The 14,578-nt window shown below is 59.0% G+C and carries 13 protein-coding genes; 11 read left to right on the top strand and 2 right to left on the bottom strand.

Going from position 1 to position 14,578, the window contains the following annotated elements:
• The first annotated feature begins 10 nt into the window (after positions 1-10).
• Positions 11-604, top strand: coding sequence for a PH domain-containing protein (locus AC0V6L_RS04790; RefSeq protein WP_486153233.1), 594 nt, complete (start codon positions 11-13; stop codon positions 602-604).
• Positions 601-2,202 (top strand): PH domain-containing protein, encoded by a 1,602-nt coding sequence (locus AC0V6L_RS04785; protein ID WP_486153232.1) that lies wholly within the window; start codon positions 601-603, stop codon positions 2,200-2,202. The genes AC0V6L_RS04790 and AC0V6L_RS04785 overlap by 4 nt, the downstream gene beginning before the upstream one ends.
• Positions 2,203-2,233: 31 nt before the next feature.
• Here the strand turns inward: AC0V6L_RS04785 and AC0V6L_RS04780 are convergent, their stop codons facing one another.
• The gene (locus AC0V6L_RS04780; protein WP_486153231.1) at positions 2,234-2,539 is read right to left on the bottom strand and encodes a GNAT family N-acetyltransferase; all 306 of its coding nucleotides are present in this window, start codon (positions 2,537-2,539) and stop codon (positions 2,234-2,236) included.
• 50 nt (positions 2,540-2,589) lie between these two features.
• Here AC0V6L_RS04780 and AC0V6L_RS04775 point away from each other — a divergent pair, with 50 nt between their 5' ends.
• Together AC0V6L_RS04775 and AC0V6L_RS04770 are read left to right on the top strand one after the other, a co-directional pair.
• A complete protein-coding gene (locus tag AC0V6L_RS04775) occupies positions 2,590-3,609 on the top strand; it encodes a threonine aldolase family protein (protein ID WP_486153230.1) in 1,020 nt (339 codons plus the stop codon).
• The gene (locus AC0V6L_RS04770; RefSeq protein WP_486153229.1) at positions 3,606-4,526 is read left to right on the top strand and encodes a DMT family transporter; all 921 of its coding nucleotides are present in this window, start codon (positions 3,606-3,608) and stop codon (positions 4,524-4,526) included. Before AC0V6L_RS04775 ends, AC0V6L_RS04770 begins: the two co-directional genes overlap by 4 nt.
• Here AC0V6L_RS04770 and AC0V6L_RS04765 read toward each other — a convergent pair.
• Positions 4,503-5,303, bottom strand: a complete 801-nt coding sequence (locus AC0V6L_RS04765; RefSeq protein ID WP_486153228.1) for a Rossmann-fold NAD(P)-binding domain-containing protein — start codon at positions 5,301-5,303, stop codon at positions 4,503-4,505. The genes AC0V6L_RS04770 and AC0V6L_RS04765 overlap by 24 nt on opposite strands.
• Positions 5,304-5,355: 52 nt before the next feature.
• Between AC0V6L_RS04765 and pepN the strand changes: the two genes are divergently transcribed.
• The 7 genes from pepN (at position 5,356) to AC0V6L_RS04730 (ending at position 14,557) form a co-directional block, all read left to right on the top strand.
• Positions 5,356-8,010 carry an aminopeptidase N gene (gene pepN, locus AC0V6L_RS04760; RefSeq protein WP_486153227.1) on the top strand — a complete coding sequence of 885 codons (2,655 nt, stop codon included), beginning with the start codon at positions 5,356-5,358 and terminating at the stop codon, positions 8,008-8,010.
• On the top strand, positions 8,003-8,755 hold the full coding sequence (pgeF, locus tag AC0V6L_RS04755) for a peptidoglycan editing factor PgeF (RefSeq protein WP_486153226.1): 753 nt from the start codon (positions 8,003-8,005) through the stop codon (positions 8,753-8,755). The genes pepN and pgeF overlap by 8 nt, the downstream gene beginning before the upstream one ends.
• 230 nt (positions 8,756-8,985) lie before the next feature.
• Positions 8,986-9,561 (top strand): ubiquinol-cytochrome c reductase iron-sulfur subunit, encoded by a 576-nt coding sequence (gene petA, locus AC0V6L_RS04750; RefSeq protein WP_486153225.1) that lies wholly within the window; start codon positions 8,986-8,988, stop codon positions 9,559-9,561.
• Positions 9,562-9,614: 53 nt separating this feature from the next.
• Positions 9,615-10,994 (top strand): cytochrome b, encoded by a 1,380-nt coding sequence (locus AC0V6L_RS04745; RefSeq protein WP_486153224.1) that lies wholly within the window; start codon positions 9,615-9,617, stop codon positions 10,992-10,994.
• A gap of 48 nt (positions 10,995-11,042) precedes the next feature.
• A complete protein-coding gene (locus AC0V6L_RS04740) occupies positions 11,043-11,897 on the top strand; it encodes a cytochrome c1 (protein WP_486153223.1) in 855 nt (284 codons plus the stop codon).
• Between the two features lie 140 nt (positions 11,898-12,037).
• Positions 12,038-12,589: an adenine phosphoribosyltransferase gene (locus AC0V6L_RS04735; RefSeq protein WP_486153222.1), complete on the top strand. Its 552-nt coding sequence runs from the start codon at positions 12,038-12,040 to the stop codon at positions 12,587-12,589.
• A 78-nt stretch (positions 12,590-12,667) separates the two neighbouring features.
• Complete coding sequence (locus AC0V6L_RS04730) at positions 12,668-14,557, top strand: cation:proton antiporter (protein WP_486148666.1); 1,890 nt, start codon at positions 12,668-12,670, stop codon at positions 14,555-14,557.
• The last annotated feature ends 21 nt before the right edge of the window (positions 14,558-14,578 follow it).

Here is a 14,578-nt window from a genome sequence, read left to right as displayed (position 1 = left end):
ATACAGGTGTATGGACACCAATGCGCCTTCGCAATCGCCAGACCCGTTATCGGCCAGTCTCGGCCCCGCCACCCCGCCTTCGCCAAAGGCGCTTGGTGATGCTGGGGGTTTTGTTGAGGGATCCGTTGATGATAGCGCGGAGCTGACCAAGCTTGATCCCAATTATGTGAACGCTTTGCGGGTTTCGGCCATGCTCACCTCGCTGATGCTGCTGATTGGCGCTCTGGTGGCCGAAAGTGCGATTTTGCCTGAGACCGGCATGCCGCCGGGCGTGGTGGGCGGCATCACTTTGCTGTTATGCGCGTTCTGGATCATCCGCGTGCCTGCGCGCCGCTATGCCGCGCGCGGCTATCAGATCAGCGCTGATCGGTTGCGCGTGGTGCGCGGGATTTTGTGGCATTCCGACACGGTCGTACCGTTTGGCCGCGTCCAGCATATCGATGTCGATCAAGGCCCGGTTGAACGGTTTTTCAACATCGCCACGCTAACGGTCCACACCGCTGGCAATCACAATGCATCGGTTATGCTGCCCGGCCTGAATCATGATCTGGCCAAAGACATGCGCGAGGACATTCGGGCCCATATCAAGCGGGAAACCCTGTGAGCGCGAGCGTTCCGCCCATCGCCAAAACTGCTGGCGCTGATCCCGAAACACAGTCGCAGCGCACCGCCCCGTTAAGCGTTCTGGTGGGCGCGCTATCGGGCATTCGCAATGCGATTTTTCCCGCGCTCGCCGCCGCTTTCGGCAGCGGGATAGATGGCTATGGCCTTATCATCGGGCTGGGCCTTGGCGGGTTCATCATCGCGATGGGCGCGCTTGCAAGCTATCTGCGCTGGCGCAAACTCACTTACACCGTCGGGGAAGCCGATATTCGGGTGGAAAGCGGCATTCTCAGCCGCACCGCCCGTTCCGTCCCTTATGAACGGATACAGGATGTGAGCCTGGAACAGGCTTTGCTGGCGCGCGTTTTCGGGCTTGCGTCTGTGAAATTTGAAACAGGCGCTGGCGGCGGGGATGATCTGGCGCTGGCTTTCCTGAAACTGGAAGAGGGTGAGGCGCTGCGCGAACTTGTGCGCGAACGCCGCGATGATGCCGGTGCCATTGCATCTCCGCAGGCAGATGTGGCCGGGGACAGCGGCGAAGAGGCGGCGGCTGGCGCGGCCGAGACGCAATCCGAAACGCTATCTGAAACATTGTTCGCCATGGACGCAGGCCGCCTGTTCACTTTTGGCCTGTTCGAATTTTCGCTCGCCGCGTTTGCGGTGGTGCTGGGCCTGCTGCAATATGCTGACAATTTTCTGGACGTGGATTTATGGGAAGTGGATTACTGGCGCGCTCTGGCTGAAGAACAGGGCGGCTGGCTGCTTGAACTGGGTTCGAACATGGCCGCGATTGGCGCGGTTTTGGGGCTGTTATCGGTGATCGTCATCGGGTCTATCACGGGCCTATTGCGCACTTTCAGCCGCGAATGGGGATACACTCTGGAGCGCACCGCGCGCGGGTTTCGGCGGCGGCGCGGGCTGTTTACAAAAACGGATGTGGTGATGCCTGTGCACCGGGTTCAGGGCGTGAAAGTGGGCACGCGCTGGTTTCGCTATCGGTTCGGCTGGCACAATTTGAAATTCGTCAGCCTCGCTCAGGATGCAGGCGCGGCCAGCCATGTCGTCGCTCCCTTTGCAAAGCTGGATGAAATCGCCCCGATTATGGCCGCAGCAGGCTTTCACCTGCCCGATACAGATGCGCACTGGCACCGCGCGACGCGCGCTTACCGAACGGACAGCATGATCGGCGATGCGCTGCTCTTTATATTGGCAGCCTTTGCAGCGGGCATCGGCACGAGCTTTTATGCGCCGGAATGGACGCCGCTGGCGATTGCTGTGCCCTTGGTTTTGGCAGCCATATCCGCCGCGATTGCAGGCTTTGCCTGGCGGTTTAAGCGGCACAGTCTTGATGCAAGCCAGGTGATGGTGATGAACGGCGTGCTTGCCCCCAAAAGCCAATATGCAAGCCGCGTCAAACTGCATTCTGCTGAGATTTCCCAAGGACCAATTGCGCGGCTACGCGGCTATGCGACTTTGCATTTGGGGCTTGCAGGGGGCGAATTGTCGATCCCCGGCATCCCTGCCGAGCGCGCAAGAGAAGTCCGCCGCGAAGTGCTCGAAACAATTGCCGGGACGGATTTTTCGAGGTTGGAAGCTTAGGTGGTGGGCCGGGGCCGGTCGCCCCCTGTAGTCAGACCCGCAGGTCAGCCCAATCGGGATTGCGATCAAATTTGCGCGCGACATACCAGCATTGCGGATCGATTTTAAAGCCCTGTTCGCGCGCATCGGCGATCAGCGCTTCGACCAGCCGTGCCGCAACCCCGCGCCCGCCAATTTCATCGGGCACAATCGTGTGGGTCGCTACCCGCACATTATCGCCGCGCGGCTCCCATTCGAGATGTCCAGTCGCGCTCTCTCCTGCCACTTGCGCAGTGTATTTGCCGCCGGCACCGCGGCTTTCATGCGTGATGGTGACGTCCGTTTGCGTGTCGCTCATTCGCGTTCTCCTGCTTGCACTTGGCTCTATCGGGGTTAGAGGCGGTTGCAATGACTGATGTGAAGCCTTTCCTCTCCGATAACGCTGCGCCCGTCCACCCCGCCGTGTGGGACGCGATGCGCGCCGCTGACAGCGCCGATAACCCTTACGATGGCGATGCCTTGTCAGCCCGGTTGGATGAGCGTTTCACCGATCTGTTCGGACGCGAATGCGCGGCATTGTGGGTGGCAACGGGGACAGCGGCCAATTGTCTCGCGCTGGGCACAATGGTCCCGCCGCACGGCGCGGTGGTGTGCCACGAAGAGGCGCATATCGAAGTGGACGAAGGCGGTGCGCCCGGATTTTACCTGCACGGCGCAAAGCTGATCCATGCATGCGGGCAAGGCGCTCTGCTTTCGCCAGATGACATCGCAGCCGTAATCGACCCCATTCGCGATGATGTGCATCAGGTGCAGCCTCATGCGGTCAGCATCACGCAGGCAAGCGAATATGGCCGGACTTACACGCCCGGTCAGCTTTCCGCGCTTGGCGAGTTTGCCAAGACACGCGGGTTGGGCCTGCATATGGACGGCGCGCGGTTTGCCAATTCTGCAGCGTTTCTGGGCGGTGATGCGAAAGATGCGGCGCGAAAAGCTGCCGGCCCTGCCGATAGCCTCGCTTTTGGCTTTATCAAAAATGGCGGCATGAGCGCTGAGGCTGCGGTGCTGTTTGACACCGACCACGCGGCGCAAGTGCGCTATCGCCGCAAACGCGCGGGCCACCTGCAATGCAAAGGGCGCTATCTCGCCGCGCAAATCCTTGCGATGCTCGAGGACGATGTGTGGCTTACCAATGCGCGCCATGCAAATGCGGCTGCGGCTGAAATCGCGGGCGCGTGCGCCGAGCGATTGATGCATAGCGTTGAAGCAAACGAGTTGTTTGTGCGCCTGACGCCAGCCGAACGCGAAACTTTGCGCGCGCAAGGTTTCGCGTTTTACGACTGGGGCGCGGATGCCGCGCGGTTTGTCACGGCATGGAACACGCGCGAGGCCGATGCGTGCGCCCTTGCCAGGGCAATCGCAAACCTATGAGCGCGCCCGCAGCGACATTGCTGAGCCCGCGCGTTATCATTCCGTTTCTGCTGACCGGCACAATCTGGGGTTCGACCTGGCTGGTGATTACGGGCCAGATTGACGGTGTGCCTGCTGCATGGTCGGTGTTCTACCGGTTTGCCCTTGCGACGCCGGCCCTGTTTCTCGTGGCCTTTGTGATGAAGCGGCGGCTGAAGCTCACCCGGCCTGAACATTATCTTGCTGCATTGGTTGGCATTTTCCAGTTCAGCGGAAATTTTCTGTTTGTTTACAACGCGGAATTGTATGTGACATCAGGCATCGTCGCCATGATGTTCGGTTTGCTGATGGTGCCCAATGCGCTGCTTGGGCGGCTGTTTCTGGGGGAGCGGGTGCAAAGCGGATTTGTGATCGGCAGCGCTGTCGCGATCGTTGGCGTGTCGTTCCTGCTCGCGCATGAATGGCTGAGCAACCCGCAGGCGGGCGTTGTTGGCGGCAATCCGGGACTTGGTATTGTGCTTGCGATGCTGGGCATCGTCGCGGCCTCTGTTGCCAATGTCATTCAGGCCAATCCGACAGGGCGCGGCGTGCCGATGGTCAGCCTGCTCGCATGGGCAATGCTGTATGGGACGGTGTTTGATTTGGGCTTTGCATATCTCACCGCAGGCCCGCCGCCTTTGCCGAGCGATGCGAATTACTGGCTCGGCATTGTCTATCTGGCGCTGATCGGATCGGTGGTGACGTTCCCGCTCCATTATAATCTGGTGCGCGAGATCGGCGCGGGGCGCACTGCGTACAATTCGATCCTGACGATTTCGGTCGCGATGGCTTTGTCGACCCTGTTTGAGGGTTATGAATGGACGTGGCTCACAGCAGCCGGAATGGTTTTGGCGGTGGTGGGCATGGTGCTTGCGCTAAGGGCGAAGCAAACTCGATAATCCGTCGGCATAGGTCGGATATTGCGGCTGCCAGCCCAGCACCCGTTTGGCTTTACCATTCGCAACCCTTCGGTTTTCCGCATAAAAGCCGCGCGCCATTTCTGACAGGTTTGCCTCTTCCAGAGTTTCAAGCGGCGGCGGCTCCACCCCCAGCAATTGGCAGGCATATTCGGTGACCGCATTGCCGCTTGCGGGGAGATCATCGCCCAGATTGTAAGCGCCCGGCGGTGCGTCCTGGATTAGCGCACGGGCAATTCCGCTCGCAATATCATCGACATGAACGCGGCTGAACACTTGGCCCGGCAGGTCAATCCGCCGCGCTTTGCCGTCTTTCACCCGGTCAAGCGCGTTGCGCCCCGGTCCGTAAATGCCGGGCAAACGAAATGCGTGTGCGCCAAGCTCCAGCCAAGCTTTGTCCGCCTCGGCCCGCGCGTTCCGGCGGCCAGCGCCTGTTTGTGCCACCGTGGGCGTCGCCTCATCCACCCATGCGCCTTGCTGATCGCCATAGACCCCGGTCGAGGACAGGTAGAAGAGCGCGCGCTCCTTTAGATCATCGCCGTAATCATCCAGAACCGGATCACTGCCCGTTTCGCGGCTGGGAGGGACCGAGGAAAGAACGTGGCTCGCTTTGCCAAGCGCGCCCAGCACCGCTTCTCTATCGGCGAAATCCACATTGCCCGCACTGCCCGTTGCATCTACGCTCCACCCGGATGCCTCGACCGCAGCCTTGATCCGTTTTGCCGTGTAGCCAAGGCCAAATATCAACAAATGTGCCATGGGCGGGGCTGTGCCGCTGGACGTGGGCTGAAATCAACCTAAATCCACATGCATGGATATCGCAACAACACCGCAAAACCCCGAAGGCAACCCCGAAATCGCCGATGCTGCACGCGGTCCGCAGCAGCCGCCGGTGATCCTGCGAGAAGATTATCAGCCCTTTGGATGGCTGTTGCCGGCGACCAAACTGCATTTTGATCTGGGTCTTCAATCCACGCGCGTTACTGCCACTCTAGCGCTGACACGCAATCCAGCTGCCAAGCCTACAAACAAACTGCGCCTGAACGGTGATGGACTGACAGCAGACAGCGTGCAAGTTGATGGCGCGCCCACAGATGATTGGGAAATGGATGGGCCTGACCTTGTCCTCACATTGCCCGGCGCGGCGCACGAAGTTACCATAACCACCACCATTTGCCCTGATCAGAACACCACTTTGATGGGGCTGTATGCGTCGGGCGGTATGCTGTGCACTCAGTGCGAGGCCGAAGGGTTCCGGCGGATCACGTTCTTTCCTGACAGGCCCGACGTGCTGTCCACGTATTCGGTGCGGATGGAAGGCGACAGGAGCGCTTTTCCCGTTCTGCTGTGCAATGGCAACAAAACGGCGGAAGGCGATCTGGAAGATGGACGCCACTTTGCTGAATGGCACGATCCCTGGCCCAAGCCATCCTATTTGTTCGCGCTGGTCGCCGGGCAGCTGGTGGCAAAATCCGGCCCGTTCACAACGCAATCGGGCCGCGAGGTGGAATGCAATATCTGGGTGCGCGCAGAAGATCTGGAGCGCACCGATCACGCGCTCGCATCGCTCCACCGGTCGATGAAATGGGACGAGGAGACATTCGGGCGCGAATATGATCTTGATCTTTATAACATCGTGGCCGTGTCCGATTTCAATATGGGCGCGATGGAGAATAAGGGCCTCAACGTCTTCAACACCAAATATGTGCTGGCCGATCCTGACACGGCGACCGATGATGATTTTGACGGCGTCGAGGGGGTGATCGCGCACGAATATTTCCACAATTGGTCAGGCAACCGGATCACTTGCCGCGACTGGTTTCAATTGAGCCTGAAAGAAGGCTTTACCGTGCTGCGCGATCAATTGTTCAGCCAGGATATGCGCGGGCAGGCGGTTAAGCGGATAGAGGATGTGCGCATCCTGCGCGCCGCGCAATTCCCTGAGGATGCAGGCCCATTGGCGCATCCGATCCGGCCTGACAGCTACCGCGAGATCAGCAATTTCTACACCGCGACTGTCTACAATAAAGGCGCCGAGGTCATCCGCATGATGCGGTCTATGGCGGGCGAAGAGGCCTTCCGTAAAGGCACTGACCTGTATTTCGACCGCCACGATGGCGAGGCCGCGACTTGCGAGGACTTTATCAAAGCCATCGAAGACGGCGCGGGGCTTGATCTGGAACAGTTCCGCCTGTGGTATCGTCAGGCGGGCACTCCCACGCTTACGGTGCGCCAGGACGTGTCAGGCGATACGCTTACCCTGCACCTTTCGCAGACGGTCCCTGCCACTCCCGGTCAGCCAGACAAAAGCCCCATGCCCATCCCGCTGCGCGTGGCTGTGCATTCGCGGCAGGCACGGGCGCTGGGCGAAGAGCGTTTGATTGTGCTGAACGAGGCAGAGCAGTCGTTTGATCTGCCGCTTGCCGGGCCTGATCCGGTCTTATCCATCAATCGCGGCTTTACCGCGCCCATCACCGTGTCGCGCGAATTGGCGCGGGATGATCTGGTGTTTCTGGCAGGTCATGATGATGATCCCTTCGCCCGCTATGAAGCGATGCAGGAACTCGCCGTAGCGCATCTGATTGAGGCGGCTGAGGGCGCGGCCAATGCCGAAAGCGAGGCGGCCATTATCGAGGCTTTCCGCGCGATCCTGACCGATGAGGCGCTGGACGATGCCATGCGCGGCGAGCTGATGATGCTGCCAAGCGAAACCTATCTGTTTGAAGCTATGGCGGCAGGCACGCGCAAGGCTGATCCGGGCGCGATCCACACTGCGCGCCAGACATTGAAAGCTGCCATCGCCGCCGCGTGTGCCAGCGAATTGGGCGAGCTTTACGGGCGGTGTGAGACCACCGCTTTCACCGATCCAGCCGGGCGCGGCGCGCGCAAGGTCAAGACGCAGGCTCTCGTCTATCTCGCCGCAAGCGATCCTCAATTTGCAGGCCAGCTTGCCGCGCGGCAGTATGACAGTGCTGACAACATGACCGATCGGCAGGGCGCGATGATGGTGCTTGCAGGTCTTGATGTGCCCGAACGCTCCGCCAGGCTCGCAAGCTTCTATGATCGGTTCAAAGGCAATGATCTGGTGATCGACAAATGGTTCACTTTGCAGGCGCTGTCGCTGCACGATGATGTGATCGATCAGGTCCAAAAGCTCGCCAGCCACCCCGATTTCACCATGAGCAATCCGAACCGCGTCCGCTCCCTTTACATGGCGTTTGCAGGCAATCCGAAAGGGTTCCACGATGCATCGGGCGCTGGTTATCGGATGATTGCCGATGTGATCCTGGCGCTGGACCCGATCAATCCGCAAACCGCAGCCCGGTTTGTGTCCCCGCTTGGCAAATGGCGGCGGTTAGAGCCGGGCCGGGCCGCGCTGATGAAGGGAGAGCTGGAACGGATTGCTGCGGCGGACAATCTGTCGCGCGATACATTTGAGCAGGTTTCGCGTTCGCTTGATGGTTGAGTTTGATATTGAACGTTCGCCAGCGTTGGGCGATGTGCCGCACGGATTTTTCGGATCGGGCGGCGGCGCGCATCAGTTTGGCTATGGCGGGCCGGGCGATCCGGCCAAGATCGCGAAGCTGCGCTTGGCCGCCGCGCACGCCACCGCGCCGCAAAGCCAGATCGCCATGCCGCATCAGGTCCATTCGCCCGATGTTGTCACAGTGACCAAGCCTTGGGCCGATGACCCAGAAGGCCGCCCGGTGGCAGATGCGCTTGTTACTGCGGTGCCGGGCATCGCCATCGGAATTGTCACCGCCGATTGCGCGCCGGTCCTGTTTGCCGATTCGCAAGCGGGTATTGTGGGCGCGGCCCATGCCGGATGGCGCGGCGCGCATGGGGGCGTTTTGGAAAACACCATCGCTGCGATGGAAGCTTTGGGAGCAAAACGCACGCAAATCGCAGCCGCTATTGGACCAACCATCGCGCAGGCGAGTTACGAGGTGGATGCGCCTTTCCGCGCGCATTTTACCCCCGGCGATGATGCGCATTTCAAACCCGCACCCATGCGCGATAACACTGCCAGATGGCTGTTCGATTTGCCCGGATACACTGCTAAAATTCTCGCAAAATCAGGGATTTCGAAGATTCATGACATCGCACGGGATACTTTTGCACAGGCCGAGCGTTACCACTCGTACAGACGAGCATCTTTTGCCGCCGAACCGGGGTATGGACGCCAGATCAGTTTGATCGCGATCAGCTGAAACAGGGCAGACATTCTTGCGCGCAAGCGAACAGGGGATGCTTAAAACACTGTTGGATTTATCGAGCGAGTTGGCTATGCGCCCTGCGCGCAACTACGAAACAACGCATTTACGCGGATTTCTTGGTTGCCGGGGATTAACGCAAGGCTTTTCGGCAAAGCAGTGTTGAACAATGGATTGAACGCACTGGCGATGCGCGAGTGCGGCTAAACGAGCAGGATATTAAAGCGATGGCTGATATCGACGGCGTGGCAACAGCGCCTGAAGCAAGTCTCAACGCAGAAGACGGCGTGCGCCGCCGCGACTGGATCCACATTGCCGCGGTCAGCACCGCAGGTGTGGGCGGGGCGGCTGTGGTCTTCCCGCTGGCAGCGCAAATGGCCCCAACCGCAGATGTGCTCGCCGCATCCACCACCATTGTCGATGTCGCCTCGGTCCAACCGGGTCAGGCAATCAAGGCTGTCTTTCGCGGGCAGCCTTTGTTCATTCGCAAACTGACCGCTGAAGAAGTCGCCGAAGCCAACCAGGTCGATGTCGGCTCGCTCAACGATCCGCAAACCCTGGCTGAGCGCACCAAAGAGGGCAATGAAGACATGCTCGTCACTATGGGCGTGTGCACTCATCTCGGCTGCGTGCCGCTGGGCGCTGCTGATGGCGAGAATAAAGGCGAATTTGGCGGCTATTACTGCCCTTGCCACGGATCGCACTACGACACGGCTGGCCGCATCCGCAAAGGGCCTGCGCCAACCAATCTGCAAGTTCCCGAATACGAATTTACGTCCGAAACCGTCATCCGGGTCGGCTAAGCCAACGTATATTACCACGCTATCGTGCCAAGAATTTTAGTTGAGAGAACGTCATGAGTTTCGCCTGGGCAAAACAGTACGAACCAAAATCGGCTTTCACACAGTGGATTGACGAAAAATTGCCGCTGCCGCGCATGGTCTATAACGCCATTGGCGCTGGCTATCCGGTGCCGCGTAATCTCAACTATATGTGGAATTTCGGCGTGCTCGCCGGGTTCTTCCTGATGGTGCAGATCATCACCGGCGTTATTCTCGCGATGCATTATGCGTCAAATACCGGCGTTGCCTTTGCTCAGGTTGAGCACATCATGCGCAATGTGAATTACGGCTGGGCGATGCGATATGCGCATGCCAACGGCGCCAGCTTCTTTTTCATCGTCATCTATCTGCACATTTTCCGCGGCCTGTATTATTCATCTTACAAAGCCCCGCGCGAAATGATCTGGCTTTTGGGCGTGGTCATTTTCCTGTTGATGATGGCAACCGCATTCATGGGCTATGTCCTTCCCTGGGGTCAGATGAGCTTTTGGGGTGCAAAAGTGATCACCGGCCTGTTTGGCGCGATCCCGTTCATTGGTGAGCCGCTGCAAATCTGGCTGGTTGGCGGATACGCTCCCAACGATTCCACGCTCAATCGCTTCTTCTCGCTGCACTTCCTGCTTCCCTTTGTGATTGCCGGTGTGGTTATTCTCCACATCTGGGCGCTGCACATTCCCGGATCATCCAACCCCACGGGCGTTGAAGTGAAAAAGCAAAGCGATACGGTGCCTTTCCATCCCTATTACACCGCTAAAGACGGCTGGTTCTTGGGGCTGGTTCTGATCATCTTCTCGTTCTTCGTGTTCTTCCTGCCCAACGTGCTGGGTCACCCGGATAACTATATCGAGGCGAACCCGCTTTCGACGCCCGCACACATCGTACCCGAATGGTACTTCCTGCCGTTCTACGCGATCCTGCGCGCCTTTACCGGCGATCTGGTGATCCCGTTCACCGGCATCGTTCTGATTGAGGCTAAGCTGTTGGGCGTGATCGGCATGTTCGGTTCGATCCTTGTGTGGTTCTTCCTGCCATGGCTCGACAAAAGCCCGGTGCGTTCGGGGTCCTACCGTCCGCTGTTCAAGAAGTTCTTCTGGTTCGGCCTGATCCCGACCATGGCTGTGCTGACCTATTGCGGCGGCGCGGCGGCGGAACAGCCTTACGTTCTGCTCAGCCAGATCTTCACCGCGTATTACTTCCTGCACTTCCTCGTGATCCTGCCGATCATCAGTCAGATCGAGATACCCAAGCCATTGCCATTTTCCATCACCGAAGCGGTGTTGGGTTCTGACAATGACAAGCCGGGTTCCGGTGGGACAGGTTCTGGTGGGACACCGGCTGCCGCTGGCAAGCCTGCGGGCGATCTGCCCGGCGGCGAACTGCAACCGGCTGAATAAGCGCGCACGCTCTATCCATTTGATCCGATAATTAGAAAGAGTTCGGTCATGACAATCCGCCTTGGAGCCATTCTTTTCGGCCTGGTCCTCACCGGTATTCTGGTGTTCTGGTCCCTGGTCCCGGATACGCTCAAATATTCGACCCCGGAAAAGCCGAATTACTACGCTTTTCAGGAAGACAATATCTCGCCTCAGGGTGGGTTCTCTTTCGATGGGCCATTGGGCAAATGGGACGTGGCGCAATTGCAGCGCGGCTATCAGGTTTACAAAGAGGTCTGCTCGGCCTGTCACAGCCTGAAATATGTCGCGTTCCGCAATCTTGAACAGCTTGGGTACACCGATGCCGAAGTCCGTGCAGAGGCGGCCACCTGGAACGTTCCCGGCATTAACCCGGAAACCGGCGAGGAAGCTTTGCGCCCGGCAGAGCCGACCGACCATTTCCCGTCGCCCTACGCGAATGACGTACAGGCGCGCATTTCCAACAACAACGCTCTGCCGCCGGACTTGTCGCTGATTACCAAAGCGCGCCCTGATGGGGTGAACTATGTCTATTCGTTGATGCAGGGTTACAACGAGCCTGATCCCGAGGACGTGGCGAAATCGCCTGATTTTGAAACGCCATCGGGCCTCTATTTCAACGAGTATTTTTACAACGTAAACATCGCGATGCCGCCGCAGCTTTACCCCGATCTGATCACCTATGCAGACGGCAAAGAAGCCACGGTTGAACAAATGGCGCAAGACGTCACCGCGTTCCTTACATGGACCGCAGAACCGTCGCTGATTGCGCGCAAGCAAACGGGTTGGTTTGTCATTGGCTTCCTCGCCTTTGCGACGTTCCTTGCGTTTATGTCGTACAAACAGATCTGGGCCGGCGCGAAGCCGAAGAAGAAAAAAGCCTGATCTCACTCCTGTAAAACTTGGTCTTCTATCCGGGCGCCTCATCCTCTGCTTGCAGATGGTGGGGCGCTCTGCTTTGTGGGGCGGGCTGGTGCGTGGGCGCAGACTGCGTCCTGCCGAACTGGCCAATTTGAAGGATATCTATGAGCGCGCCGCAGCTTGTCCCCGATGACCTCAAATCGCTGATCCGAACCGTGCCCGATTTCCCCGAGCCCGGTATCCAGTTCCGCGATATCACCACGCTGATCGGCCACCCCCAAGGTTTCGCCGCGAGCGTCGATCTGCTGGCGCAGCGCGCGAAAGCGGCGGGCGCGCAGAAGATCGCCGGGATGGAAGCGCGCGGCTTTATCTTTGGCGCAGCGGTTGCTGTCGCGCTGGGCGTGGGCTTTGTCCCGGTGCGAAAGCCGGGCAAGCTGCCTGTCAAAACCATCGGAGTGGATTACGCGCTCGAATACGGGACAGACCGGCTGGAAATGGACCCCGGCGCTGTGAATAACGGCGAGCGTGTCGTGATCGTCGATGATCTGATCGCCACGGGCGGCACCGCGATTGCGGCCGCGCAATTGCTGCGCGATGCAGGCGCAAAGGTCAGCCATGCCGTGTTTGTGATCGACTTGCCCGATCTGGGCGGCGCGCAAAAACTGCGCGAAGATGGGCTTGAGGTTGAAATCCTGATGCAGTTCGAGGGCGATTGAGTGGGCGTGATGAACGACGCCTTGGAACTATGTGCACTCGCCGATCATTGGTCCTTTGTGAAAGCGCAAACACCTTAGATGGAAAGCCAGGCACTTGTGATCGCGACTGTGGGCGCGCTGGGTATTGGCGCGCAATGGATCGCCTGGCGCACTGGCTATCCCGCGATTGTCCTGATGCTGGCCGCTGGCTTTCTTGCCGGGCCTGTCACAGGCCTGATCGATCCCACTATCGCTTTTGGAGACGTGCTCGAACCGATGATCAGCGTCGGCGTGGCGCTGATCCTGTTCGAAGGGGGATTAAGCCTTGATCTAAGAGAGCTCAAACATTCAGGCAGCGCGGTGTGGCGATTGGCGACCATCGGGGTCGCCGTCGGCTGGGCGCTGGGCGCTGCGGCGTGTTATTACATTGCCGGGCTGCAATTCCCCGTCGCGGTGTTGTTCGGCGGCATTCTGATTGTGACAGGGCCAACGGTGGTGATCCCGCTGCTGCGTCAATCGAATATCCAAACCCGGCCCAATTCGATCCTCAAATGGGAAGGGATCGTCAACGATCCGACCGGCGCATTGTGCGCGGTTATCGCCTATGAGTTCTTCCGCAGACGGCAGGATTTCCCCGAAGCGTCGATCTTTGAAGTGGTCCCCCCGCTTATCATCGCGGCGATCCTCGCAGGGCTGGTGGGTTATGCCGCAGCGCGTCTGGTGGTCTATCTGTTCCCGCGCGGGGCTATCCCTGAATTTCTTAAAGTCCCCGTCCTGTTCACCATGGTCATCGCGGTGTTTGTGGCGACCAATGCGATCGAGCACGAAGCGGGCCTTGTTGCCGTGACAGTGATGGGTATCACGCTGGCCAACCGGGATGTCGCCAGCATCCGGTCTATTCATCCGTTCAAGGAAAACATCGCGATCCTGCTGGTATCGGGCATTTTCATCCTGCTTGCCTCTTCGCTCAAATGGGAGGAATTGGCCTATCTCGACCCGCGCGAAGAAGTGGGGCAGCGTCTGCTCGCTTTCCTGCTTGCGCTGCTGTTCCTTGTCCGCCCTGCAACAGTCCTCATCAGCCTCATTGGCACCAATGTCCCGTGGAATGAGCGGTTGTTTGTCGCCTGGATCGCGCCGCGCGGTATTGTGCTGGTTGCAATTTCGGGCCTGTTCGCGCTGCGTTTGGGTGATCTTGGCATTGAAGGCGGGCAATTGCTCACCGCGCTCAGCTTTGCCGTGGTGGTCATCACGGTGATTGCGCATGGCTTTACCATCGAACCTGTTGCGCGCTGGCTCGGCGTGAAAGGCACATCGCGGCCCGGCCTGCTGATCGTGGGCTCCACGCCTTGGACAATCGCTCTGGCTCAGGAAATGAAAGCGCTCAAAACGCCTGTCATGGTGGTCGATTCCTCGTGGCAGAAACTGGGCGCTGCGAGGCGCGAGGGGCTGCCATTTTATCACGGCGAAATCCTGAACGAGGCAACCGAACACAATTTGGATCTCTCGCCTTTTCAAGTGCTTGTCGCTGCCACCGATAACGAGGCGTATAATGCGCTGGTCTGCAATGAATTTGCGCATGAAATCGGCCGCGACAGCGTCTATCAATTGGGCGAAAGCGCGGACGAAGAAGACCGCCACGCACTGCCAATGAGCATTCGCGGGCGCGCTTTGTTTGAGAGCGGCTTTGGCGTCAACGATGTGAATGATCGCCAATTGGCAGGATGGGTTTTCCGCAAGACCAAACTGTCTGAAGAGTTCGATTTTGAACAAGCGCAGGAAAAACTGCCAGACAGCGCCAATATGCTGTTGCTGGTGCGCGCTGATGGCGCTTTGCGCTTCTTCACCCATGCCGCAAGGCCCGAACCGCGCGCGGGCGATACCATCATCTCATTCTTGCCGCCGCAGTTGAAAAACCCCGAGGGCAAACCCGCCGAAAAACCCGATCCAAAACCGGGCAGCAGCGCCGCATCGGGCGCACAAACCGCATAAAATGGCACCAAAGGACACTCG

The sequence above is a fragment of the Erythrobacter sp. JB1-15 genome, from assembly GCF_057365035.1.
Note: the sequence above shows the minus strand (reverse complement) of the source record. Positions and strands in the feature narration are given on the sequence as shown.